The 24440-nt window shown below is 69.5% G+C and carries 26 protein-coding genes; 13 read left to right on the top strand and 13 right to left on the bottom strand.

Going from position 1 to position 24440, the window contains the following annotated elements:
* Window positions 1-32 precede the first annotated feature (32 nt).
* The 6 genes from ttfA to G6N23_RS18420 are packed head-to-tail and all read left to right on the top strand — an operon-like array spanning window position 33 to window position 4976.
* Window positions 33-923, top strand: coding sequence for a trehalose monomycolate transport factor TtfA (gene ttfA, locus G6N23_RS18445; protein WP_085260729.1), 891 nt, complete (start codon window positions 33-35; stop codon window positions 921-923).
* Window positions 924-938: 15 nt separating this feature from the next.
* Window positions 939-1715 carry an SDR family NAD(P)-dependent oxidoreductase gene (locus tag G6N23_RS18440; RefSeq protein ID WP_085260730.1) on the top strand — a complete coding sequence of 259 codons (777 nt, stop codon included), beginning with the start codon at window positions 939-941 and terminating at the stop codon, window positions 1713-1715.
* Window positions 1702-2250 carry an orotate phosphoribosyltransferase gene (pyrE, locus tag G6N23_RS18435; protein WP_085260731.1) on the top strand — a complete coding sequence of 183 codons (549 nt, stop codon included), beginning with the start codon at window positions 1702-1704 and terminating at the stop codon, window positions 2248-2250. Before G6N23_RS18440 ends, pyrE begins: the two co-directional genes overlap by 14 nt.
* A gap of 14 nt (window positions 2251-2264) precedes the next feature.
* A complete protein-coding gene (locus G6N23_RS18430) occupies window positions 2265-3158 on the top strand; it encodes a hypothetical protein (RefSeq protein ID WP_085260732.1) in 894 nt (297 codons plus the stop codon).
* Window positions 3143-3811: a TrmH family RNA methyltransferase gene (locus G6N23_RS18425; RefSeq protein ID WP_085260733.1), complete on the top strand. Its 669-nt coding sequence runs from the start codon at window positions 3143-3145 to the stop codon at window positions 3809-3811. Before G6N23_RS18430 ends, G6N23_RS18425 begins: the two co-directional genes overlap by 16 nt.
* Before the next feature lie 16 nt (window positions 3812-3827).
* A complete protein-coding gene (locus tag G6N23_RS18420; RefSeq protein ID WP_085260734.1) occupies window positions 3828-4976 on the top strand; it encodes a glycoside hydrolase family 76 protein in 1149 nt (382 codons plus the stop codon).
* On the opposite strand, the gene G6N23_RS18415 is transcribed toward G6N23_RS18420, so the two are convergent.
* Window positions 4954-5652: a DedA family protein gene (locus tag G6N23_RS18415; protein WP_085260735.1), complete on the bottom strand. Its 699-nt coding sequence runs from the start codon at window positions 5650-5652 to the stop codon at window positions 4954-4956. The two genes, G6N23_RS18420 and G6N23_RS18415, sit on opposite strands and share 23 nt — an antisense overlap.
* Before the next feature lie 86 nt (window positions 5653-5738).
* On the opposite strand from G6N23_RS18415, the gene fbaA reads away from it, so the two are divergent.
* Window positions 5739-6770, top strand: coding sequence for a class II fructose-bisphosphate aldolase (fbaA, locus tag G6N23_RS18410; RefSeq protein WP_085260736.1), 1032 nt, complete (start codon window positions 5739-5741; stop codon window positions 6768-6770).
* Window positions 6771-6843: 73 nt separating this feature from the next.
* On the opposite strand, the gene G6N23_RS18405 is transcribed toward fbaA, so the two are convergent.
* Window positions 6844-7683, bottom strand: a complete 840-nt coding sequence (locus G6N23_RS18405; RefSeq protein ID WP_085260737.1) for an Rv0361 family membrane protein — start codon at window positions 7681-7683, stop codon at window positions 6844-6846.
* A 109-nt stretch (window positions 7684-7792) separates the two neighbouring features.
* Between G6N23_RS18405 and G6N23_RS18400 the strand changes: the two genes are divergently transcribed.
* Window positions 7793-8209, top strand: coding sequence for a DUF3151 domain-containing protein (locus G6N23_RS18400; protein ID WP_085260906.1), 417 nt, complete (start codon window positions 7793-7795; stop codon window positions 8207-8209).
* A gap of 24 nt (window positions 8210-8233) precedes the next feature.
* Here G6N23_RS18400 and G6N23_RS18395 read toward each other — a convergent pair whose 3' ends face one another.
* From G6N23_RS18395 to G6N23_RS18385, 3 genes are read right to left on the bottom strand one after another with little or no spacing between them, the layout of a single operon-like run.
* Window positions 8234-9121: a cation diffusion facilitator family transporter gene (locus G6N23_RS18395; RefSeq protein WP_085260738.1), complete on the bottom strand. Its 888-nt coding sequence runs from the start codon at window positions 9119-9121 to the stop codon at window positions 8234-8236.
* Window positions 9122-9166: 45 nt separating this feature from the next.
* Window positions 9167-9952, bottom strand: coding sequence for a site-2 protease family protein (locus G6N23_RS18390; RefSeq protein ID WP_085260739.1), 786 nt, complete (start codon window positions 9950-9952; stop codon window positions 9167-9169).
* 9 nt (window positions 9953-9961) lie between these two features.
* Entirely contained in the window at window positions 9962-10633 is a 672-nt protein-coding gene (locus G6N23_RS18385) for a peptidase M50 (protein WP_407938355.1), read from the bottom strand.
* A 78-nt stretch (window positions 10634-10711) separates the two neighbouring features.
* Here G6N23_RS18385 and G6N23_RS18380 point away from each other — a divergent pair, with 78 nt between their 5' ends.
* Both G6N23_RS18380 and G6N23_RS18375 read left to right on the top strand, forming a co-directional pair.
* Window positions 10712-12010: an adenylosuccinate synthase gene (locus tag G6N23_RS18380; protein ID WP_085260740.1), complete on the top strand. Its 1299-nt coding sequence runs from the start codon at window positions 10712-10714 to the stop codon at window positions 12008-12010.
* On the top strand, window positions 12007-12645 hold the full coding sequence (locus G6N23_RS18375) for a PaaI family thioesterase (RefSeq protein WP_085260741.1): 639 nt from the start codon (window positions 12007-12009) through the stop codon (window positions 12643-12645). Before G6N23_RS18380 ends, G6N23_RS18375 begins: the two co-directional genes overlap by 4 nt.
* Here G6N23_RS18375 and G6N23_RS18370 read toward each other — a convergent pair.
* A complete protein-coding gene (locus G6N23_RS18370; protein WP_085260742.1) occupies window positions 12642-12995 on the bottom strand; it encodes a DoxX family protein in 354 nt (117 codons plus the stop codon). The genes G6N23_RS18375 and G6N23_RS18370 overlap by 4 nt on opposite strands.
* A gap of 103 nt (window positions 12996-13098) precedes the next feature.
* The gene (locus G6N23_RS18365) at window positions 13099-14697 is read right to left on the bottom strand and encodes a Na+/H+ antiporter (RefSeq protein WP_085260908.1); all 1599 of its coding nucleotides are present in this window, start codon (window positions 14695-14697) and stop codon (window positions 13099-13101) included.
* An 80-nt stretch (window positions 14698-14777) separates the two neighbouring features.
* On the opposite strand from G6N23_RS18365, the gene purT reads away from it, so the two are divergent.
* Genes purT through G6N23_RS18350 form a run of 3 tightly spaced genes read left to right on the top strand, consistent with a single transcriptional unit; the run spans window position 14778 to window position 17703 of the window.
* Entirely contained in the window at window positions 14778-16034 is a 1257-nt protein-coding gene (gene purT / locus G6N23_RS18360) for a formate-dependent phosphoribosylglycinamide formyltransferase (protein WP_085260743.1), read from the top strand.
* 44 nt (window positions 16035-16078) lie between these two features.
* A complete protein-coding gene (locus G6N23_RS18355) occupies window positions 16079-16483 on the top strand; it encodes a rhodanese-like domain-containing protein (RefSeq protein ID WP_085260744.1) in 405 nt (134 codons plus the stop codon).
* Window positions 16480-17703, top strand: a complete 1224-nt coding sequence (locus G6N23_RS18350; RefSeq protein WP_085260745.1) for an O-succinylhomoserine sulfhydrylase — start codon at window positions 16480-16482, stop codon at window positions 17701-17703. Before G6N23_RS18355 ends, G6N23_RS18350 begins: the two co-directional genes overlap by 4 nt.
* Before the next feature lie 13 nt (window positions 17704-17716).
* Here the strand turns inward: G6N23_RS18350 and G6N23_RS18345 are convergent, their stop codons facing one another.
* The 6 genes from G6N23_RS18345 to G6N23_RS18320 form a co-directional block, all read right to left on the bottom strand.
* A complete protein-coding gene (locus G6N23_RS18345) occupies window positions 17717-18571 on the bottom strand; it encodes an SDR family oxidoreductase (protein WP_085260746.1) in 855 nt (284 codons plus the stop codon).
* Window positions 18572-18642: 71 nt separating this feature from the next.
* On the bottom strand, window positions 18643-19404 hold the full coding sequence (locus G6N23_RS18340) for an isocitrate lyase/PEP mutase family protein (RefSeq protein ID WP_085260747.1): 762 nt from the start codon (window positions 19402-19404) through the stop codon (window positions 18643-18645).
* A gap of 72 nt (window positions 19405-19476) precedes the next feature.
* Window positions 19477-20616 carry an acyl-CoA dehydrogenase family protein gene (locus G6N23_RS18335; RefSeq protein WP_085260748.1) on the bottom strand — a complete coding sequence of 380 codons (1140 nt, stop codon included), beginning with the start codon at window positions 20614-20616 and terminating at the stop codon, window positions 19477-19479.
* On the bottom strand, window positions 20616-21800 hold the full coding sequence (locus G6N23_RS18330) for an acyl-CoA dehydrogenase family protein (RefSeq protein WP_085260909.1): 1185 nt from the start codon (window positions 21798-21800) through the stop codon (window positions 20616-20618). Before G6N23_RS18330 ends, G6N23_RS18335 begins: the two co-directional genes overlap by 1 nt.
* 4 nt (window positions 21801-21804) lie before the next feature.
* Window positions 21805-22539, bottom strand: coding sequence for an SDR family NAD(P)-dependent oxidoreductase (locus G6N23_RS18325; RefSeq protein ID WP_085260749.1), 735 nt, complete (start codon window positions 22537-22539; stop codon window positions 21805-21807).
* Window positions 22540-22672: 133 nt separating this feature from the next.
* Window positions 22673-24208, bottom strand: coding sequence for an acyl-CoA synthetase (locus G6N23_RS18320; protein ID WP_085260750.1), 1536 nt, complete (start codon window positions 24206-24208; stop codon window positions 22673-22675).
* Window positions 24209-24440: the final 232 nt, after the last annotated feature.

Below are 24440 nucleotides of genomic sequence, written 5' to 3'. Positions count from 1 at the left end.
CTTCCGGGCCGACAGCAGATACGCTAGGCGCAATGGTCCCGCTCTGGTTCACGCTGTCCGCGCTGTGCTTCGTCGGCGCGGGTGTCTTGCTGTACGTGGACCTCGACCAGCGCCGCGGCCGCAGCCGCCGCCGTAAGTCCTGGGCCCGCTCGCAGGGCTTCGACTTCGAACCGGAGTCCACCGAGATCCTGCGACGCTGGAAACGCGGCGTCATGTCGACGGTGGGCGACGCGCCCGTCCGCAACGTGGTGCTCGGCCAGATCCGCGGCGAGGCGGTCTACATCTTCGACCTCGACGAAGTCGCGACGGTGATCGCCCTGCACCGCAAGGTCAGCACCAACGTCGTCGTCGACGTGCGGCTCAAGGGCCTCAAAGAGCCGCGGGAGAACGACATCTGGCTGCTCGGGGCGATCGGCCCGCGGATGGTCTACTCCACCAACCTCGACGCGGCCCGCCGGGCGTGCGACCGGCGGATGGTCACCTTCGCCCACACCGCCCCGGACTGCGCGGAAATCATGTGGAACGAGGCGAACTGGACCCTGGTGAGCATGCCGATCACCAGCACCCGCGCCCAATGGGACGAGGGTCTGCGCAGCGTGCGCCAGTTCAATGACCTGCTGCGGGTGCTGCCGCCGACGCCGCGGCGCCAACCGGTCGAAGCCGCTGCCGGCGCCGCCAAGCCGTCGGCCCGACGCAACGGGCAGCCCAGCCGTCCGCTGGGGTCGGGCGGTGCGGTGGAATCCCCGGAGGACAGCGCGGCCGAGCAGGCCCCGTCTGCGCCCCGGTCGTCCGCTCCGCCCCAGGGCAACACCGCCGCCGAATCTCGGCCGCGGCGCCGGACGGCCCGCGAGGAGTCATCGGGCATGCTGCATGCCCCGGCCCCCGGCCGCAACGGGCGGCAGACCGCGCACTATCAGCGCTGACATACGCTATCGGTCATGTCACGACCCACGGCCCTGGTCACCGGGCCTACCTCCGGGTTGGGAGCGGGCTACGCGCGCCGGTACGCCGCTGACGGCTATGACCTGATCCTGGTGGCCCGCGATGCCGAGCGCCTGCAGGCGATGGCGGCCGAACTGCGGGGCAGGCACGGCTGTGATGTCGAGGTGCTGCCCGCCGACCTGGCCGACGCCGACGGCCGGGCCAAGGTCGCCGAGCGGGTGAGCGCCGGAGTGCGGGTCCTGGTGAACAACGCCGGCTTCGGCACCTCCGGCGAGTTCTGGACCGCCGACCCCGCGCTGCTGCAGGCCCAGCTGGACGTCAACGTCACCGCGGTGATGCAGCTGACCCGGGCCGCCCTGCCCGCGATGATCGACACCGGCGCCGGCACCGTCGTCAACGTGGCCAGCGTCGCCGGCCTGCTGTCCGGGCGCGGCTCCACCTACTCGGCGTCCAAGGCCTGGGTGGTGTCGTTCACCGAAGGACTGGCCGGTGGGCTCAAGGGCACCGGCGTGGGTATCCACGTGGTCTGCCCGGGCTATGTGCACACCGAATTCCACGACCGCGCAGGCATCGACATGGCCACGCTGCCGTCGTTTCTGTGGATGGAGGTCGACGATGTGGTCGGGGCCAGCCTGGCCGACATCGCCCGCGGTGAGGTGATCAGCGTCCCGGGCATGCACTACAAGGCGCTGGTAGGCGCCAGCCGACTCATTCCGCGCGGACTGTCGCGGACACTGACCAACACCTTCGGGCGGGGCCGTGGGCGCACTTAACAGCGGCGAACGCGACGAACTTGCCGCGCTGGTGCGCGAGCTGTCGGTGGTACACGGCCGCGTGACCCTGTCCTCGGGCGCCGAAGCCGACTACTACGTCGACCTGCGCCGCTCCACCCTGCACCACCGGGCCGGCGCCCTGATCGGCCGGCTGGTCCGCCAGCTCACCGACGACTGGGACTACGTCGCGGTGGGCGGGTTGACCCTGGGCGCGGACCCGGTCGCGACCGCCGTCATGCACGCCCCGGGACGGCCGATCGACGCCTTCGTGGTGCGTAAGTCGGTGAAAACCCATGGCATGCAACGCCTTATCGAAGGCGCCGATGTCTCCGGCCGTCCGGTGCTCGTGGTCGAGGACACCAGCACCACCGGCGGCTCGGCGCTGACCGCGGTGCGTGCGGTGCGCGACGCCGGCGGGCACGTCGTCGGGGTGGCCACCGTGGTGGACCGCGCCACCGGAGCGGCGGAGGCCATCGAGGCCGAGGGTGTGCCCTACCGCAGCGTGCTCGGCCTGGCCGAGCTCGGACTGGGCTGAGCCCGAGGACGGTTGTGCGGAGACTGATCGCGGCGTTGCTGACGCTGGCCGTCGCATTTCTGCCGGCCTGCACGCGTTCCGGTGCGACCGGTCCCTACGGGGCCCAGGGCGCCCGGCTCGGGGAGGCGCTGACGCTGCTGGGTTGGGACATGACGCTGACCAACCTGCGCTGGGAGGTCGATCACGTGCTGATCGACGTCAAGGGTCGTCTCGCCGACCCGGATGCTGAGCACGCCGCGGCCGGCGATCTGCGGTTCGGCATCTACGGCACCCCGGCGCACCCGGTGGAGGCCACCGGCCTGGGCAGCTGCGATGCGCTGGGTGAGCTGACCCCGGCGCCGCTGTCGGATCGCGAACCCGATCGGTTGGACGGAACCGTGTGCCTGGGACCGCTGAAGGAACGCAGCGCGGTGCGCGGGATCTACGCCTACTCCCCGGCCGACCGGATCAAGGACACCACCGTGGCCTACCCCGCGGCGTTCCCGGTGGGGTTGCCGCCGGTGAACCCCTACGACACCGGTCTGGTGCTCACCGCCCAGGGCGTGGCGGCCTACCGGGCCGACGGTGTGCCGCTGGCCCCGTCCGCCCTCGGCGACCCGAAAGCGTTCTCCGGCAAGGGATATATGGTGCTGAGCCTGTCCGCCGACGCGCTCGCCGCGCAGTACCGGGACGACGCGCAGGCGCGCGGTGGGCCGTTGATGCTCCTCGCCGGACCGTCCACGCCGATGCCCGGGCTGGGCCCGGACTGCCTTGCGTTCGGGTCGTCGGTGCTGATCCTGCCGGAGGCGTCGCTGAACTCCGTGCACGTGCCGACATCGCTGTGCACGCACGGGGAGATCAACGCCGCGGTGCTCTACGCCTCGGTATCGGTGGTGGGCACCCACGCGGCGGTATGGACCACCTCGTGAACGACGCGGTGGATCATCCCGGCCCCACCGAGTGGTTCCCGCCCGCCAACGGTGTCGGGCCGTGGCCGGGTGAGCCGCCGGCCGACCCACGTTACGACCCGGAGCTGCTCCGGGACGGCGATGCCCGCAACGTCGTCGACGCCTACCGCTACTGGACCCGCGAGGCGATCATCGCCGACATCGACCGGCGGCGGCACGCGCTTCACGTCGCGATCGAGAACTTCGGGCATGACGCCAACATCGGCTCGGTGGTGCGCACCGCCAACGCGTTCGCCGTGCACACCGTGCACATCGTCGGGCGGCGGCGCTGGAACCGGCGCGGCGCCATGGTCACCGACCGTTACCAGCGGCTGCAACACCACAACGACGTGGCCGGACTGCTCGACTTCGCTGCGCGACAGGGCCTGACGGTGGTCGCGGTGGACAACGTCGCCGGGGCGGTGCGCCTGGAGCAGACCACATTGCCGGCCGACTGCCTGCTGGTGTTCGGCTCCGAGGGGCCCGGCATCAGCGACGAGATGCGCGCGGGCGCCGATGTGCTGGTGTCGATCGCCCAGTTCGGCTCGACCCGCAGCATCAACGTCGGGGTGGCCGCCGGGATCGTGATGCACGCCTGGATAGCCCAGCATGGGAACCTCGACCAGGCCTGGTAGGGCAGGATCTTTGGCTATGGATCTGCTATGGGCGAATCGGGCCGAGAGTGCCGAGGCTGCTGTCACCGCGAGACACCTCAAGCCGCTCTGGCATCTGCCGGGCACCCAGCTGGGCGTGGTGGCCTGGCCGCCGATCCGGCGCGCCCCGCACTGGCACTACTGGTGGCAGGCGCACCTGCTGGACTGCCTGGTCGACGCGCAGCTGCGGGACCCGCAACCCGAACGGGTGACCCGGATCAAACGGCAGCTCCGCAGCCACCGGCTGCGCAACGTGTTCCGTTGGGGCAACGCCTATTACGACGACATGGCGTGGCTGGCGCTGGCGATCCAGCGGGCCGGCGCCGTCACCGGTATCGACCGGCACCGTGCGCTGCGCACCCTGACCCGCGAGCTGACCGACTCCTGGATGCCCGAGGCCGGCGGCGGGATCCCCTGGCGGAAGGACGAACAGTTCACCGAGCCCTTTTTCAATGCCCCCGCCAACGGCCCGGCCGGGATCTTCCTGGCCCGCGAACCCGGTTGGCTGGAGCGCGCGAGGGAGATGGGCGACTGGATCGATGCCACCCTGATCGACCCGGACACGCACCTGGTGTTCGACGGCATCAGGGCCGGCTCGCTGGTGCGGGCGCAGTACACCTACTGCCAGGGCGTGGTGCTCGGCCTGGAGACCGAGCTGGCGGCGCGCACCGGAGCGCCAGACAGCGCGCGGCACGCCGCCCGCGTCCACCGGCTGGTCGCCGCGGTGCACTCGCAGATGGCTCCCGGCGGGGTGCTCAAGGGCGCCGGGGGCGGCGACGGCGGCCTGTTCGCCGGGATCACCGCCCGGTACCTGGCGTTGGTGGCCACCGATCTGCCGGGCGATTCCGCTGCCGACACCGCGGCCAGGGGCACCGCCGCCGAGCTGGTGCTGGCGTCGGCGAGGTCGGCGTGGGATTACCGGCAGTCGGTGGACGGGCTGCCGCTGTTCGGGGCGTTCTGGGACCGGCCCGCCGATCTGCCCCGGGCCGACGGCGCGGTGGCCACCTCCGTCGCGGGGGCCGTCTACGAGTCCGAGGTGCCCGAACGCGACCTCTCGGTGCAGCTGTCGGGCTGGATGCTGATGGAGGCCGCCCACGCGGTGGCGTCGGCCCGCCCGAGCGGACTTACTCCGGAGTCGGCGTGCTGAGCGCGGACTCGTCGTCGGGTGTCTCGACCGCGCGGTTCTGCCGGCGCGCCAGGTAGGCCTTGGTCGCCGAGAAGATCGCCGGGAGCAGCGAGACGAACAGGATCCCGATGATGATCAATTCCAGGTGGTCGGTGATGCCGGGCACCTTGGTACCCAGCCAGTACCCGGTCAGGGTCATCCCGGCCCCCCACAGAATCCCGCCGACGATGTCGAAGGCCAGATAGACCGGGTAGCGCATGTAGGACACGCCGGCGATCGCCGGGACGAAGGTGCGTGCGAACGGCACGAAGCGGGCCAGGATGATCGCCACCGGGCCGTATTTTTCGAAGAAGGCATGTGAGTCGGTCACATAGTGCTTCTTGAAAAAGCGGGAATCCTCCTTCTTGAACAGTGCCGGCCCCAGACGGCGGCCGATGAAGTAGCCGGTCTGATCGCCGAGGATCGCCACGATCGCCACCGCCGGCGCCAGCACCCAGATGTCGGGATTGCCCGCCGCGGCCAGCAGACCACCGGTGACCAGCAGCGATTCGCCCGGCAACAGCGGAAACAGCAGACCGGTTTCGACGAAGACGATCACCAGGATGGCCGGCAGTACGGCGTGCTCGAATACCCCGCCCTGCCCGATCCAGTACATCGGGTCCAAGATGTGGGGCATCGCCGCCACCGTCATGCTCATGACGCACCAACATACCCGGGGCTGCTGCGGAAACCGTCCCTGAGATACTCGAGGGCAGGTTCGGTCAGCCAGGAGGAGAGAGTTCCATGCCTATCGCCACCCCTGAGATCTACGCCGAGATGTTGGGCCGCGCCAAGGAGAATTCCTACGCGTTCCCGGCGATCAACTGCACGTCGTCGGAGACCATCAACGCCGCGATCAAGGGCTTCGCCGACGCCGGCAGCGACGGCATCATCCAGTTCTCCACCGGCGGCGCGGAGTTCGGCTCCGGGCTCGGTGTCAAGGACATGGTGGCCGGCGCGGTGGCGCTGGCCGAGTTCACCCACGTGATCGCCGCCAAGTACCCGATCAACGTGGCCCTGCACACCGACCACTGCCCGAAGGACAAGCTGGACGGATTCGTGCGTCCGCTGCTGGCGATCTCGACCGAACGGGTCAAAGCCGGCAACAACCCGCTGTTCCAGTCGCACATGTGGGACGGCTCAGCCGTGCCGATCGACGAGAACCTGTCCATCGCCAAGGAGCTGCTGGCCAAGGCGGAGGCCGCCAACATCATCCTGGAGATCGAGATCGGCGTCGTCGGCGGCGAAGAGGACGGTGTGGAAGCCGAGATCAATGAGAAGCTCTACACCACCCCGGAGGACTTCGAGAAGACCATCGACGCCCTCGGCATCGGCGACCACGGCGAGTACCTGCTCGCCGCGACCTTCGGCAACGTGCACGGTGTCTACAAGCCCGGCAACGTCAAGCTGCGTCCCGACATCCTCGGCGAGGGCCAGAAGGTGGCGGCGGCCAAGCTGGGTCTGGCGGCCGGCTCCAAGCCGTTCAACTTCGTCTTCCACGGCGGCTCGGGCTCGCTGAAGTCCGAGATCGAAGAGGCGTTGCAGCACGGCGTGGTGAAGATGAACGTCGACACCGACACCCAGTACGCGTTCACCCGCCCGATCGCCGCGCACATGTTCACCAACTACGACGGGGTGCTCAAGATCGACGGCGAGGTCGGCAACAAGAAGACCTACGACCCGCGCAGCTACCTCAAGAAGGCCGAAGCCGCCATGACCGAGCGGGTCATCGAGGCCTGCAACGACCTGCACAGCGCCGGCAAGGCCCTGGGCTGATGCGCTGACTCTGCGTCCACGGCGGAGAAATTCGAGAAAACCGCGCCGTGAGCGCAGAGTCAACGTGGATGGTTCACCCGGCGTGTGACTGGCAGATCTTCCACTGGTCGTCGCGGAACTGCAGGTCGAAGCTGCGGGTCGAGCGGACCCGCGGCTCGTAGGCCATGAACGCGGTGACGTTGGCTTCGGCGTGCCCGTCGTTGACGACGACCTCGTCGATGCTGGCGACCACCGGGTACTGCTTGGCCGCCGCGATCCGGCGGTAGGTGTCGTCCCAGGCCTTCTGGTCGTAGTTGACGTAGCGGTCGCGGATGTCGCCGCAGGTCAGGCTGCGCAGCGCGGCCAGGTCGCCGGTCTGCATGGCGACGTCGAAGTTCTGGATGGTGCCGCGGACCCGCTCTTCCTGCGAGGCCGCCTGGCGCTCGTCGCGGGTCAGCCACAACGTGCCCAGCACCGCGATGACGGCCAGCGCCAGGATGATCAGGATCAGCGCCATCACCCAGCCCCAGCTGCGTGAGACGGTCGCGGGCAGCCTGCCGCCCAGCCGCGGCGGAATCTGTTGCGGTATCGCCTTTCCCGCCTCGCCCTGCCGGCCGATCAACGCGGTGTCGGCGTCGCCCACCGACGGGATGACCTCGGTCTGCCCGGCGTCGAACCCGGGCGCGGTGAACCGGCGCTCCGTAGGCCCGTCCGCCGCGGAGCCGGCTGCTCCGGGTGCGGCCTCGGTGGCGATCACCTCGGTGACGGCCTCGGCGTTGGCCTCGTCCGCGGAATCGGCGACGGGGTGGACCTCGGTGACCTGGTCGTCGCCGTCGGGCTGCCCGGTCGAAGTGATATCGCCGCCCACGGGACCGTGACCGGATGCGGGCGGGGCGGGGACGTCGTCGCGGTCGGGGCCGGATGGGTTCGGCATGGGCTTAGTGCTGTCCTCCCGCTAGCGAGTCTGCTGGGCGCCAGCTTACTGAGCGAGGCGGCGGCTTGTTGGAGTGGCCGGCCATGGACGGCACGGCACAATGAACGGTGTGACGCTCTCCGGTGATCTCCTCAGACCCGATCCGATCTTGCTGCCCGGCGACCCCGACGCTGAGGCCGACCTGCGGGCCAACCAGAACCCCACGATTGTCGCTGCCGCGCATCCGGCGGCCTCGGTCGCGTGGGCGGCGCTGGCCGAAGCGGCATTGGCCGAGGATAAGGCGGTCACCGCCTACGCCTACGCGCGCACCGGCTACCACCGGGGCCTGGACCAGCTGCGGCGCAACGGGTGGAAGGGCTACGGCCCGGTGCCCTACGAGCATGAACCCAACCGGGGCTTTCTGCGGTGTGTGGCCGCGCTGGCGCGGGCCGCCGATTCCATCGGGGAGACCGAGGAGCTGGCGCGCTGTCTGGATCTGCTCGACGATTGCGACCCCGGCGCCCGCTCGGCGCTGGGGCTGAGCTGACCATGCGATGACCCGGCTTGGGAGTCAGCATCCGATGGGGCAGTCGCCGCCCTGTCCGGGCGGCTCCACCTGGACGGTGGCATGGGTCAGTCCGCGAGCGGCCAGTACCGCACGCGCCTGGCCGAGCACCCGGCCGGGGTCGGTGTCGGCGCGCAGGTGAGCGGTGGCCATGTCCTGGCCCGGAACCAGCGTCCAGACGTGGAGGTCGTGGACATCGGTGACCCCGTCGACGGCGGCCAGCGCCGCCCGCAGTTCGTTGACGTCGATGTGGCTCGGCGATGCCTCCGACAGGATCCGTAGCGCGGCGCCGGCCAGCGCGAACGCCCGCGGCAGCACCCACAACGCGACGAACACGGCGACGACCACGTCGGCGTAGGGCCAGCCGGTGGTCACCGTGACGACACCGGCGATCAACACTCCCACGCTGCCGACGGTGTCGGCGACCACCTCCATGTAGGCGCCGCGCACCGCGAGGCTGTCCGTCGCGTGCGAGCGCAACAGCAGGGCCACCCCGGTGTTGACGGCCATGCCGGCGACCGCGACGACGATCATCGGCACACCGGGCACATCCGGTGCGGTGCCGATCCGGCGGATCGCCTCGGTGAGGATGAACGTCGCCATCCCGATCAGCAGCACCGCGTTGGCCACCGCGGTGAACACCTCGGCGCGGTGCCAGCCGTAGGTGCGCGACGGCGAGGCGCTGCCGCGGCGGGCCAGCACCACCGCCGCCACCCCCATGAACAGGGCGGCCAGGTCGGTGAGCAGGTGCCCGGCGTCGGCGAGCAGCGCGATCGAGTTGATCACCACCGCCGTGGTCAGCTCGATGGCGAAGAACGCGGTCAGGATCACCGCCCCGATGACCATCCGGGACAGCCGGGAGTCGGTGCGACGGTGATCGTGACCGGTGGCCATGGCTAGCCAATATATGTCGCGCGTCCCACGTGGGCGCTGCGCTCGTCAGAACCAGCCGTTCCAGAACTGCGTCAGCGACAACCCCCACGAAACCAGCAGGCGCGGCACCCCGAACAGGTCGAAGAACCACAGCACCATGCCGAAGAACTTTGCGTTCAAGGCGGGCGACGAGATCAGCAGGACCAGCAGCACCAACAGGCCCCACTGCTGAAACGGCGCCACGGCGCGGCGGGTCTGGGGGCTCAGGTGCGGCTCCAGCGCGCCGTAGCCGTCCAGCCCGGGCACCGGCAGCAGGTTCAGCACCACCGCGGTGACCTGCAGGAAACCCAGGAACGCCACCCCGGAGAAGAACACCGGATGCGCGGGGTCGTAGAACGCCCGGGTGGCGCCCAGCAGCAGCACCGCCAGCACCAGGTTGGCCGTCGGGCCCGCCAGGCTGACCAGGGTGCGCCGCAATGGCGTCATGAACGAGGTGTGCAGGTACACCGCACCGCCCGGCAGGCCGATGCCGCCCAGGGCGATGAACAGCATCGGCAGCACCAGCGACAACCCCGGATGGGTGTAGCGCAGCGGGTTCAGCGTCAGATAGCCGCGCATCTCGACGCCGCGGTCGCCGAATCGCCAGGCGGTGAAGGCGTGGCCGAACTCGTGCAGGCACAGCGACACCAGCCAGCCGGCGATGACGAACACGAACACACCGGTGTAGGCCAGTGGCGCGATGTCGGCGGCCGCCCGCCAGGCCAGCACGCCGCCGACGGCGGTCACGGCCACCAGTGCCAGGAAGACCGGGCTGGGCCGTACCGCCTCGCCGCGCAGCGGGCTGACATTCACCGCACGAACCTATCGGACCAACAACCAGTCCTCGATGTGCCGATAGAAGGTGGACCGCTTCACCGTGCGGGTGCCATAAACCCCGTCGCGCACCACCAGCGCCCCGGTGGTGCCCAGTTGCGCCGCCCGGCCGCTCACCCAGCGGCGCACCCGGCCGCGCCGCGACGGGATCCCGGCCCGCAGCCCCGGTGCGGTGCCGAGCGGCTCGATGAGCACCCCGGCCGCGTCGCCGTCGAAGACGGTCGCGTCGTCGACGATGCCCTCACCGCGCAGCACCACGTTGCCGTCCACCGGCACCCAGCGGCCCGCACCGGCCAGCACCGTCCCGGCGTCGTCGCGGATCAGCGGCACCGCGACGGCGGCGCCCCGGCGGGCACGCCGCGCCCCCCGCCAGCCGGCCGGGAGCCGGTAGGCCCTGGTAGCGGGGGTGCGCCGCGGCGGCGCGTAGCCCACCTCGACATCCAGCCGGTCGGCGCGCAGCAGCCGGGTCAGCACCCGCGCCAGCTCGGCGTCACCGCCCACCACCACCAGCCGGCGGAATCGGTCGATCGCGGCGTCTACCGCCTCCGCGGCGGCCGCGTCGTCGTGGACTTGCACCGTCGGAAGCCCCCGCAACGGGCGGGGCAGCGGCCGCCCGGCAAACTGCAGAACGGCGATTTCAGGGCCGTTGGTGGCGTTCAACGCTCTCCTTGTGAATCTCTTCAGATAGGCTCAGTCACCGGCTGGACCACAGTAAGCCAAGACAGTTAGCGAGAATCCATGCCGGCAATCGTCGTCATCGGCGCCCAATGGGGTGACGAGGGCAAAGGAAAAGCCACCGACCTACTCGGCGAACGAGTGCAGTGGGTGGTGCGCTACCAGGGCGGCAACAATGCCGGCCACACCGTTGTGCTGCCCACCGGGGAGAACTTCGCGTTGCACCTGATCCCCTCGGGGGTGCTGACGCCGCACGTCACCAACATCATCGGCAACGGTGTGGTGGTCGATCCCGGGGTGCTGCTCGAGGAGCTGGCCGGGCTGGAACGGCGCGGCGTGGACACCTCGAGGCTGCTGATCTCCGCTGATGCGCACCTGCTGATGCCCTATCACGTCGCCATCGACAAGGTGACCGAGCGCTACATGGGCAGCAAGAAGATCGGCACCACCGGCCGCGGCATCGGGCCCTGCTATCAGGATAAGATCGCCCGGATCGGGATCCGGGTCGCCGACGTGCTCGACGAGACGTCGCTGGCGCAGAAGATCGAGGCGGCCCTGGACTTCAAGAACCAGGTGCTGGTCAAGATCTACAACCGCAAAGCGCTGGAACCGCAGCAGGTCCTCGAAGATCTGCTGGCGCAGGCCGAGGGTTTCAAGCACCGCATCGCCGACACCGCCCTGCTGTTGGGCGCCGCGCTGGACCGCGGCGAGAACGTGTTGCTGGAAGGCTCGCAGGGCACCCTGCTCGACGTCGACCACGGCACCTACCCGTACGTGACGTCTTCCAACCCGACCGCCGGCGGCGCAGCCGTGGGCTCCGGCGTCGGGCCGACCCGCATCACCACGGTGCTGGGCATCCTGAAGGCCTACACCACCCGGGTCGGCTCGGGGCCGTTCCCCACCGAGTTGTTCGACGCCAAGGGCGAATACCTGTCCAAGACCGGCGGCGAGGTCGGGGTGACCACCGGGCGCCGGCGGCGGTGCGGCTGGTTCGACGCGGTGATCGCCCGCTACGCCACCCGGGTCAACGGCATCACCGACTACTTCCTGACCAAACTCGACGTGCTGTCTTCCCTGGAGACCGTGCCGGTCTGCGTCGGCTACACCGTCGACGGCAAACGCACCGACGAGCTGCCGATGACCCAGGAGGAATTCGCCCGCGCCGTACCGGTTTACGAAGAACTGCCGGGCTGGTGGGAGGACATCTCCACGGCACGTACCTTCGAGGAGCTGCCCGCCAACGCGCGCGACTACGTGTCGCGGCTGGAAGATATTGCCGGAGCGCAGGTTTCGTGCATCGGTGTCGGACCCGGTCGCGAGCAGACCATTGTGCGCCGCGATGTCGTGCGGGACCACACGTGAGCGACGGTGGGCCCGAGCAGCTCGATCCCGATTACGCCAGCCACGGCGGGTTCCCCGACTTCGCGGTCGTCGACCCGAGCCCGGGTTTCGCGCGGTTCGTCACCACGATGCGGCGCCTGCAGGACCTGGCGGTGTCCACCGACCCCGACGACACCACCTGGGATGACGCCGCCGACCGGGTCGAGCAACTGGTCGGGCTGCTGGAGAAGTTCCCGGCGCCGCAGGCGGTCGCCCCGGCCGGGCGCGCGCCGTCGCTGCCGGGCATGGGCAGCCTGCTGCTGCCACCGTGGCGCCTCACCCGGTTCGAGCCCGACGGTGTCTCGATGCAGGGGCGATTCAGCCGGTTCCACGTGGGCGGTAACTCCGCGGTGCACGGCGGCGTGCTGCCGCTGCTGTTCGACTGGATGTTCGGGATGGTGGTGCACGCCGCGAACCGCCCGATCAGCCGGACGGCGTTCTTGCACGTCGACTACCGCAAGGTCACCCCGATCGACACCCCACTGCTGGTGCACGGCCGGATCGAGAAGGCCGAGGGGCGCAAGGCGTTCATCGGCGCAGAACTCACCGACACCGACGGCACCGTGCTCGCCGAAGCGCAGGGCCTGATGGTGCGGCTGCTGCCCGGGCAGCCCTAGCGGCGGACCGGCCGCAGCGTCATCGCCGCGAACAGCGCCAGAAACGATGCGGCCGGGACGGTGTTGGGGATGCTGTCGCGGACTCGGACGTGGGCGCCCACGGCGAGCACGAAATACAGCGTCAACGCCGCGGTGGTGAGTCGGGCCAGCACCGGGAACCGGTTCACCGACAGCAGGCCGACCGCCGAGGCGACCTTGACGATCGGCAGGATCGGGCGGACCTGCTGGGGGCACTGGACGGTGTCGAGTGCTTTGGCGATGAAGGGCACCGGGATGGCGCACGCCACCGCGTCGGCGGCCTGGAAGGCGGCCAGGCCCTGGTATGTCTTCGGCGAGGTCAGAACGCTCATGGCACCCACTGTATTCAGCGGTGCGAATCCTCTGCGCGAGCAGACGCAGACTCGCACGCCGCAGGCTGGTTCCGTGCGATTCTGTGTCTGCTCGCGGGAGGGGCTAGTCCAGATTCAGCGTCGCCTCTTCCAGATCCAGCCCGTGCAGCAGGGCGCGCAGCACCTGATCGTCGATGCGGCCGGCGTCGCGTTCGGTGATCAGCGCGGCACGCTCGGCGGCCAGCATCTCCAGCCGTAGCCGGCGAAAGGCCGCCGAGGCGGTCTCGTCGCTGTCGTCGTAGTCAGGATCCAGGCGCCGCAGCCGTTCCCGGGCGGCATTGCGTCGTCGGGTGTTCCAGCTGCGCAGCGCGTCGGCGGCACGCTCGCTGGCCGGCGACGGCTCGCTCGAGGCGAGTACCTCGTCGAGTCGGTCGGCGGCGGCGCGGGCCGCCTTGTCCCGCGCGGACGCGGCGGCGATCGCATCGCGGCGGTCCTGATCGGTACGCACCCCCAGCCGCCGGATCAGCCACGGCAGGGTCAGGCCGTGCAGCAGCAGGGTGCCGACGACCACCACGAAGGTCAGAAAAACCAGCTGCGGGCGGCCCGGGAACGGCTGCCCGGCCAGTGTCGCCAGCGGTACACCGAAGGCGGCCGCCAGCGACACCACGCCGCGCATCCCGGCCCAGGCCAGGATGAACACCTGCCCCGGGGTGGGTGCGGGCTCGCGTTGCCGGATGCCCGCGGACAGCATCCGGGGCAGGTAGGAGAACGTCACCACCCACACCGCCCGCACCGCCAGCGCCGTCGCGAAAACCGCCACCGATGCGAGGGCCAGAGTCGAGAAGCGCACGCCGTGCATGTTCTGCACGACCGTCGGCAGTTGCAGCCCGATCAGCAGGAACGCCAACGACTCCAGCACCAGCTGCACGGCCCGCCAGACCGCCTGATCCTGCAGCCGGGTGGCGTAGTGGGCGCGGGTGTAGCGCTGCCCGAGGATCAACGCGGCGACCACCACCGCGAGCACACCGGAGCCGCGGACTTCTTCGGCCACCAGGTAGATGACGAACGGGGCCACCAGCCCGACCGCGCTCTCCACCAGCGGGTCGGCCAGCCGGGCCCGGATGACCACGATGAGCGCCCCGAAGACCACGCCGACCACCACGCCGCCGACGGCCGCCAGCGCGAATGTCGCCAGACCCATGCCCCAGCCGGTCGCGGCGCCGATCGCCGCGGCCAGCGCCACCTTGTAGACGGTCAGCGCGGTGGCGTCGTTGAGCAGGCTCTCGCCGCCCAGCAAAGTCATGATCCGCCGGGGCAGGCCGACCCGGCGGCCGATGGCGGTGGCCGACACCGCGTCCGGTGGGGCCACGATCGCGCCCAGCGTCAGCGCGGCGGCCAGGGTGAACTCCGGCACGGTGTAATAGGCGACCACACCGACCGCGACGGTGGTGGCCAGCGGCAGCCCGACCGCCAACAGGATGATCGAACGCCGGCTGCGGCGCATGTTGATGAAGGAGCTCTCCAGCCCCGCCGACCACAGCAGCGGCGGCAGGATCACGAACAGCACCAGGTCGGGGCGCAGCGCGATGTCGGGCACCGCCGGGATCAGCCCGACCAGCAGACCGGCGATCACCAGGACCAGCGGCGCCGACAGCTGGCGGTGCCGCGCGAGGGCTGCCACCAGCACCGCGCCCACCAGCGGACCCAGCAGCACCGCGTTCACCGTGGTTCGCACCTCCGCCCGTCTTCACCTTTATCCTTGAGCACCATGCAACATTGCCTTGACGCGGGGAGGGTGGGGCAGTGAACGGCGACGCGGGTGAGCCCACGACCGAGCGGTTGTCCTCCGACGGCCCCAGCCGGACCAGGGTGGCATTGCTCGGCTCCGGTGAGCTCAGCCGCGAACTGGTGACGGCGCTGCAACGCCTGGGCGCCGAGGTGATCGCCGTCGACCGGTACGCCGACTCGGCGCTGCAACCGATCGCCGACCGCTCCGTGGTGGTGGACCTGATCGACAACGACGAACTGGCCGCGGCGATCAGATGGTTGCAGCCGAAATTCGTGGTGGTCGCCTCGGACGTGGTGGCCACCGAGGCGCTGACCGCGGCGGTCGATACCGGTTTCACCGCATTGGTGCCAGGAATCCGCGGTGCCCGGCTGGCCGCCGATCCGGAGGGGTTGCGGCGGCTGGCCGCCGATGAGCTCGGCCTGCCGACCGCGCCGTTCTGGTTCGTCGGTTCGGTCGAGGAACTGCGGGAGGTGGCCGGGCACGCCGGGTTCCCGATGGTGGTCAAACCGGTGGGCGGAGCCCTCGGCGAGGGCCGCTCGGTGATGGTGCGAGACAGCGATGTCGAACCGGCCTGGCAACGCGCGGTTTCCGCCGCCGGTGCGGGGTCGCCGGCCCGCGTGCTGGCCGAGACCGCGGTGGAATTCGACAGCGAGGTCACGCTGCTGGCCGTGCACCGCGACGGCCCGGACGGCCCGGCACTGGACTTCTGCGCCCCCATCGGGCACCGCACCGAGGAGGACCCGAACGGGCAACTGACGGTGGAGCTTTGGCAGCCCTACTCGATGAGTGCGGTGGCGCTGGATGCGGCCAAGTCGGTCGCCGCCCGGATCGCGCGGGCGCTCGGCGGCCGCGGCCTGTTCGGGGTGGAGCTGATGGTTCACGGCGACGAGGTGTACTTCACCGGCGTCAACGTCCGCCCGTATGATGCCGCGCTGCTGACGTTGCGCACCCAGCGGCTCTCCGGTTTCGAACTGCAGGCCCGGGCGATCCTCGGGCTGGCGATCGACGCCATCATGGTTTCGCCGGGCGCAGCCCGGCTGATCTACTCCCGGCGTCCGCCGGGCCCGCCCGCCACCGAGACCACCCCCGACAGTGTGGCCGTGGTCGCCGATGCGCTCAGCGTGACCGAAAGTGATGTGGTGGTGTTCGGACACCACGAGGGGCACCCGCGCCGGCGGCTGGGTTTGGCGCTGGCCACCGGTCCGGACGTGGCGGTTGCCCGCGACCGGGCCGGGCAGGTCGCGGCCATTCTGGGCAAGCTCTGGCCCTGACCCCGCCGTGGCGTGAGCCCGCCGCGGGTGCGAGACTTCCGCAGGTGAGCTACGCAGGAGACATCACACCCGAGCAGGCCTGGGCGATACTGCGCGACGACCCCACGGCGACGCTCATCGATGTGCGCACCGACGCCGAATGGCGCTTCGTGGGGCTGCCCGACCTGTCCGGCCTGGGCCGCGAGGTGGTCTGCATCGAGTGGGTCCGCTCCGACGGCACCGCCAACCCGGACTTCGCGCACGAGCTGGCCGCCCGGGTACCGGCCGGGCCGGCGGTTTTCCTGTGCCGCTCGGGCAACCGCTCCATTCCTGCCGCCGAGACCGCAACCGCGGCCGGCATCGGCCCGTCCTACAACGTGCTGGACGGTTTCGAAGGGCAGCTCGACGAGCACGCGCACCGCGGTGGCACCGGTTGGCGCGCGGTCGGCCTGCCCTGGAAGCAGTCGTGAGTGATCCGAAGCGCTCCGTCCGGGTCCCCAAACCGCTGCCGGACGGCGTCAGCCAGGCCACCATCGGGGTGCGCGGCGGGCTGCTGCGCTCGCAGTTCGACGAGACCGCCGAGGCGCTGTTCCTCAATTCCGGTTACGTCTACCCCTCCGCCGCCGACGCGGAGCGGGCGTTCACCGGTGAGGTCGACCGGTTCGTCTACTCCCGGTACGGCAATCCGACAGTGTCGATGTTCGAGGAGCGGCTGCGGCTGATCGAGGGCGCCCCGGCGGCGTTCGCCACCGCCAGCGGCATGGCGGCGGTGTTCGTGTCACTCGGTGCGCTGCTGGGTGCGGGCGACCGGTTGGTGGCCGCTCGCAGCCTGTTCGGATCGTGTTTCGTTGTCTGCAACGAGATCCTGCCCCGCTGGGGCGTGGAGACCGTGTTCGTCGACGGCGATGACATGGCGCAGTGGGAGCAGGCGCTGTCGGTACCCACGAGCGCGGTGTTCTTCGAGACGCCGTCCAATCCGATGCAGTCGCTGGTCGACATCGCCGCGGTCACCGAGCTGGCTCATGCCGCCGGCGCGAAAGTGTTGCTGGACAACGTGTTCGCCACTCCGCTGCTGCAGCAGGGTTTTCCGCTCGGGGTGGACGTGGTGGTGTATTCGGGCACCAAGCACCTCGATGGGCAGGGCCGGGTGCTCGGTGGGGCGATCCTGGGCGACCAGGAGTACATCGACGGTCCGGTGCAGACGCTGATGCGTCACACCGGCCCGGCCCTGAGCGCCTTCAACGCCTGGATACTGCTGAAAGGCCTTGAGACAATGGCGGTCCGGGTCGACTACGCCAACGCAGCGGCGCTGCGGATCGCGGAATTCCTCGAACAGCGTCCCGCGGTGCGCTGGGTGCGCTATCCGTTTCTGGCGTCGCATCCGCAGCACGACCTGGCGCGCAAGCAGATGTCCGGCGGCGGCACCGTCATCACCTTCGAACTCGACGCCCCCGAAAGCACAGCCAAACAGCGGGCTTTCGAGCTGTTGGACAAGCTCAAGCTGATCGACATCTCCAACAACCTTGGGGACGCGAAGTCTCTGATCACCCATCCGGCGACCACCACTCACCGGGCGATGGGGCCCGACGGGCGCGCCGCGATAGGCCTCGGCGACGGGGTGGTGCGGATCTCGGTCGGGCTGGAAGGCACCGACGACCTGATCGCCGACCTGGATCAGGCGCTGGGGTAGAACAGGTTGCCGGTCAGTCGTTCTCGATGACCCCGGTGGCGTGCTGGGCGCGGTCTTCGTAGGCCTGTCGGGCCGCGGTGTCGAACTGCAGAAACACCGTGTCGTTGCCCGTCTTCTTGTTGAGCCAGCGGCGGGCCCGATCGGGCAACAGGCTCGCCAGGACCGCGGTGCGGCGACCGAAACCGGGCACCGAGACCAGCGTCTTGGGCTTGTCGAGCACCTTGACCACCGCAGCGGCGATGTCCTCGGGCTCCACCGGCTTCTGTGCCGCCGACGGGTTGGTGCCCGAGATCAATTCGGTGTTGGTGAAGGTCGGTAGCACCGCGGTGACCGAAACACCCTGCGGTGCGAACTCGTCGGCCATCGCGGTGCTCAGGCCGACGACGGCGAATTTGGTTCCGGCGTAGAGCACCTGGCCCGGAACAGCCACGATCCCGGCCAGCGAGGCGACGTTGATGATGTGGCCGGCGCGACGCTTGACCATCTCGGGAAGCACCAGCTGGCAGCCGTTGAGCACTCCGTAGAAGTTGACCTCGGTCGCCGAGCGAATGGATTCCGGGGTCTGGTCGAGGAACGGTCCGACCGGCATCACGCCGGCATTGTTGATCAGCACATCGATCCGGCCGTCACCATCGGTGCGGGCCTTGTCCAAGAACGTCGAGAACGACTCGCGGTCGGTGACGTCGAGGGGGTAGCCGGTGACCGGACTCCCCGGGCCCAGGCGCTGTACCGCCTTGTCGAGCGCGCCGACATCGCGGTCGCCGATGACGACGCGGGCGCCGCGGCGCAGCAGAGCGGTGGCGGTCGCCAGCCCGATCCCACGGGCGGCTCCGGTGATGGCAATGGTCTTACCGCGGATGTTGTCCACCCGAGAAATTTAACAGGTGTCAAGTTCGTCCGTCGAGGGTCTCCCGGTGCGGACTGCGGACCGGCGGGGTCTCAGGCCCAGCGGGCCAAGAGCTCACCGGCCTGCTTACCCAGTGCGACCTGCAACAGCCCCCCGAAGCTGACCCGCGCGACGCCGAGTTGGCCGAACGAGGCCGGGTCGTCCTGGTCGGGTGCGGCGAGCGCGTTGATCGGCTTGGGCAGCCCGGCGACCAGGGCGCGCAGCGTCTCCGCGTCATGGCGGCCGACGGGGTAGAGCACGTCTGCTCCCGCCTCGGCGCACTCGGTCAGCCGGGCGATGACGCGATCGATGCGATCCGCGTCGTCGCCGTCTTTGCGCAGGAACAAGTCGGTGCGGGCGTTGATCACGAGGTGGGCGCCCGCGGCGTCGGAGGCTTCGCGCAGTGCGGCCACGTACTCGGCGTGCTCGGACGCCGACCGCAGGCGCTTGTCCTGGCTGTGCACCGAGTCCTCGATGTTGCAGCCGACGACGCCGGCCTCCAGCAGGCCTTCGGCCAGTCGCTCGGGGGACTCGGCGTAGCCGGATTCGATGTCCAGCGATACCGGCACGTCGACGGCCTCGGTGATCTGGCCGACCCTGCGCAACACCTCGGCGAAGGACATCCCCTCACCGTCGCTCTGGCCCCTCGACTCGGCCACCGGCTTGCTGCCGACGGTCAGTGCGGCGAATCCGGCGCCGACCGCCAGCTTCGCCGACCACACATCCCACACGGTGGGCAGGACCACCGGATTGCCCGGCTGGTGCAGTGCCAGAAACGCTGCCGCCCGCTGCCCAACATCCTCGCGATTCGTCATTTTCACAACTCTTCCATGTGTTATTTGCCGGTCGATCAGCGGGGCTCGGTTGTGGGCGACCCGGGGACGTCGTCAGAGCCGGAGATCCTTGGCGATGATCGTCTTCATGATCTCGTTGGTGCCGCCGTAGATGCTCTGAATACGGGCGTCGACGAACGCCCGGGACACCGGATACTCACGCATGTAGCCGTATCCGCCGTACAACTGCAGGCAGCGGTGCGCGGTTCGGAACTGCACGTCGGTGGTCCACCACTTGAGCTTGGCGGCCCGCGCCGCGGTCAGCTCACCGGCCAGGTGCGCTGCGATGCAATCGTCGAGATAGGTTCGGGCGACGTCTAATTCGGTCGCCACCTCGGCCAGTACGAACTGGGTGTTCTGGAAGCCGGCGATCTCGGTGCCGAACGCCCGGCGGGACCGGACGTAGTCCAGGGTCTCGGCCAGCACCCCTTCGGCGGCGGCGACCGCGCCCACCCCCAGCGAGAGCCGTTCCTGGGGCAGGTTGTGCATCAACTGGTAGAAACCCTGCCCCTCCTCGCCGAGCAGGTTGTCGACCGGCACCCGCATGTCGGTGAACGCCAGCTCGGAGGTGTCCTGGGCGTGCAGGCCGATCTTGGCCAGGTTGCGGCCCCGATGGAACCCGGGTGTGTCGGGCGCGACGACCAGCAGGGACAGCCCCTTGTGCCGGTCCTCCCCGGTGCGGACCGCGACGACGAACAGATCGCCGGTCTGGCCGTTGGAGATGAAGGTCTTGGCGCCGTTGACCACGTAGTGATCGCCGTCCCGGTGCGCGGTGGTGGTGATGCCGGCCAGGTCGCTGCCGGTGCCGGGTTCGGTCATCGCGATCCCGAGCACCGTTTCGCCGGTCACCACCCCGGGCAGCCAGCGGCGCTGCTGCTCGGCCGTGGTCAGGTCGGTCAGGTAGGGCAGCACGACGTCGTTCTGCAGCGAGAACGCGATCGCCTCCGCGGCGGCCCCGGCCCGTTGCAGTTCGTCGACGACGATCGCGTGGTACCGGAAGTCGCGGACTCCCGGTCCGCCCAGGTCCTCGGGCACCGGGAACCCGAGCAGGCCCAGCCGGCCGGCCTCGATGAACATCGAGCGATCCCAGCTGCCGTCGCGTTCGGCGTCCTCGTGGCCGGGCATGACGATGTTGCGTACGAAATCCCGGACCAATTCCCGGAATTGGCGGTGCTCCGAGCTGTAGCTCAGCATCAGCGGAAGGCGCCCAGCCCGGTGAAGGCCTGCCCCAGTACGAGCTGATGCATCTCCGGGGTGCCCTCGTAGGTCAGCACCGACTCCAGGTTGACCATGTGCCGGATCACCGGGTATTCCAGCGATATCCCGTTGCCGCCCAGAATCGTTCGTGCAGTTCGACAGATCTCCAGCGCGCTGCGGGTGTTGTTGAGTTTGCCGAAGCTGACCTGCTCGGGGCGCAGGCCGACGCCGTCCTTGAGCCGGCCCAGGTGTAGAGACAACAGCTGGCCCTTGTGCAGCTCGACGGCCATGTCCACCAGCTTGGCCTGGGTGAGCTGGAAACCGGCGATCGGCTTGCCGAATTGGGTGCGCTGCATGGCATAGTCGCGGGCCGACTGCCACGCCGAGCGAGCCGCACCCATTGCCCCCCAGATGATCCCGTAGCGCGCCTCGGACAGGCTGGCCAGCGCGCCCTTGACACCACGCGCCTTGGGCAGCATCGCGTCGGCGGGCAGCCGCACATCGTCAAGCACCAGTTCGCTGGTGATCGACGCGCGCAGCGACAGCTTGTGGTGGACGGTGTTGGCGGAGAACCCCGGCGTGTCGGTGGGCACGATGAAGCCGCGGATGCCCTCGTCGGTGGCCGCCCACACCACCGCGACGTCGGCGATCGATCCGTTGGTGATCCACATCTTGCGGCCATTGAGTATCCAGTCCGAGCCGTCACGTTTGGCCCGGGTGGTCATCGCGGCCGGATCGGAGCCGACGTCGGGCTCGGTCAGCCCGAAGCAGCCGATCACCTCACCGGTGGCCATGCCCGGCAGCCACTGCTGCTTCTGCTCTTCGGAACCGTTGTTGTAGATCGAGAACATCGCCAGCGAACCCTGCACGCTCACCAGGGAACGCAGGCCGGAGTCGGCCGCCTCGAGCTCCACGCAGGCCAGCCCGTAATGCACCGCCGACGCCCCACTGCAGCCGTAGCCGTGCAGGTGCATGCCGAGCAGCCCGAGCTTGCCGAATTCCCGGGCCAGTTCGCGGGCCGGCAGGTCGCCGATCTCGAACCACTCGGCGATGTGGCCCATGACGTGCTCGGCGCAGAACTTCGCGACGGTGTCGCGCAGCGCGATCTCGTCGTCGGAGAGCAGGGTGTCGAGGCTCAGCGGGTCGAGTGGGTCGAAAGCCGCGGTGCTGCCGGTTGTCATCAGCTCATCCTGCCATCGTGAGGCCGCCGCTGACACTGATCACCTGTCCGGTGATGAACGACGCGGCAGCAGAGGCGAAGAACAGCACCGGGGCGGCGACCTCGTCGGGACGGGCCAGCCGCCGGAACGGGATCGCTTTGACCAGCGCCTCTTTCAGCTTCTCCGGTTGGGCGGCGAACAGCGGGGTGTCGGTGGGGCCGGGACACACGCAGTTGACGGTGATCTGGTGGCGGGCCATCTCCCGGGCCAGTGACTTGGTCAGTGCGATCACCCCGCCCTTGGCGCCGGCGTAGATGCTCTCCCCGGCGCTGCCCACCCGCCCGGCGTCACTGGCCAGGTTCACCACTCGGCCACCACCGCCGGACTCGATCATGCCCGGCAGGAACGCACTACACATGTGCACCGGGCCCAGATAGTTGATCGCCACCACCTTCTCGGCGAATTCTGGTGTGGCATCCAGGAATTGGGCGGTGCGATCCCAGCCGGCGGCGTTGACCAGCACGGTGGGCGCGCCGGCCTCGGCGAGCACCGCGTCGCGTAGCGCGTCCACCCGGGTGCGATCGGCGACGTCGACGCCCAGCGCGGTGATGTGGTCCGGGGCCGACGCGGCGGTGGCCTGCGCGGCCGATTCGTCGAGGTCGGCGGCGATCACCCGATCGCCCTGCGCGGCGAAGCCCAGCGCGACGGCTCGGCCGATCCCGGAGCCGGCACCGGTCACCACGGCGATTCTGTCGGTCATAGTCGGGCTCCCCTGTCTGGATTTTTTAGCAGGGTAGCCCCGCCGCCGGGTCAGGATTCAGCCCAACCGAACAGGCTGGCAGTTCGCTGGACGGTCGCTGCAAATGCCGTCGAAATTCCTGTTGCTATCTCAGTTATCGTGCCGGATCTGAAATAACCTCGCGCAGCTGATATTTCACGACCTTTCCGGACTGGGTCCGAGGCAGCGCGTCGATGAACTCCAGCCGGATGGGCAATTTGAACGCAGCAAGCTTGTCCCGGGCGAACTCGCGCAGCTCGTCGAGCGTCAGCGTCGTCCCCGGCCGCAGCGCCACCACCGCGGTCACCGCCTCGCCCCACTTTTCGTGCGGGGTGCCCAGCACGGCGACTTCGGCGACGGCCGGATGCCCGTAGAGCACATCTTCGACTTCGGCGGGGTAGACGTTCTCGCCGCCGGAGATCACCATGTCCTTCACCCGGTCGATCACCCAGACGTAGCCCTCGTCGTCGGCCTGACCGATATCGCCGGTGTGAAACCACCCCTCGGAGTCGATCACCGCCGCGGTGGCCTCGGGGTTGCGCCAGTAACCGGCCATCACCTGCGGTCCGCGCACACAGATCTCGCCGCGCGCGCCGGCGGGCACCGGAGCGTTGTTGGCGTCGACCAGTCGCACATCCGAGAGCGGCAGCACCTGATTGCCCGCGGCGCCGATCTTCACGCCGACCTCGTCGGTGCGCAGTACCAACGCCAGTGGCGCGGTCTCGGTGAGCCCGTAACCCTGCGCGAACGGGATGCCACGCTCGCCGTAGCGGTGGATCAGCGCCTCGGGCACCGGCGCGCCGCCGCAGACGAAGTTGCGCACGCTGGACAGGTCGGATTCGGCGAACTCCGGGCGCTGACTCATGAACAGGAACATCGCCGGTACCCCGAACATGGTGGTGACCCGATGCTCGGCGATCAGCGTGAGGGCTTCGGCCGGATCGAAGGCAGGCATCAGCACGATCCGGCCGCCCTTCTGCAGCGTCAGCAACGTGGTGACGTTCAGTCCGCCGATGTGAAACAGCGGCGCGCAGACCAGCGACACGTCCTGCTGGCTGGTGTCGAACGTCAACAGCGCATTGATGTTGTTCCAGAACAGGTTTGCGTGGGTGAGCATGGCCCCCTTGGGCCGCCCGGTGGTGCCCGAGGTGTACATGATCACCGCGATGTCGTCGGGCTCGGCGTACACCGGGTCGGCCAGCGGGGCGCGGCGGGCGAGCAGTTCGTCGGCCACCTCCCAGCCGGGCACCGGGGTCAGGGCGATCGCGCGCTGCAACCCGGCCTGGGCGCGCACCGGGTCGATCACCGCGGCACGCTCGGCGTCGGCCAGCAGCGTGTGCACCTCGGCGTTGCCCAGGATGTAGCAGAGTTCGTCGGCGGTGAGTCGCCAGTTCAGCGGCACGAATGCCGCGCCGATCCGGGCGGCGGCGAACAGTGTGACGAGAAAGTCGGGGTGGTTGAGGCCGACATAGCCGACGCGGTCGCCGCGGCGCATGCCACCGGCGGCCAGTTCGGCCGCCAGCCGGTCGATGCGGTCCGAGAAATCCCGGTACGTCCAGGTGGTCTCACCGAAGGTTATCGCCGGCAGCTTCGGAGTTGCCGCCGCTCGCCGGGCGATCCAGGAGCCGAGGTCGATAGGAGCTGTGGTCACCTTCTGAACGCTAACGGCGGAGCCGTCGGCCGGGGCGCGATTCGCCGCGCCGGCGTGGTGGCCGGCGGTTGCGGCATTTAATGCTCGGCCTGATTTTTTGTGTCGATCGATGCCGAACTTCAACAACAGATGTGAGCAGAGAGCGCTTTTATGTGGGTAATGGAATCATTCGCGGTGATTTAATCTGTGAACCATTGTGACGGTCATCTCATTTGCCGCTCCCACCTGGGAA

The organism is Mycolicibacter terrae, assembly GCF_010727125.1.
Lineage (GTDB): Bacteria > Actinomycetota > Actinomycetes > Mycobacteriales > Mycobacteriaceae > Mycobacterium > Mycobacterium terrae.
This window is presented reverse-complemented; position numbering and strand designations above follow the sequence as displayed.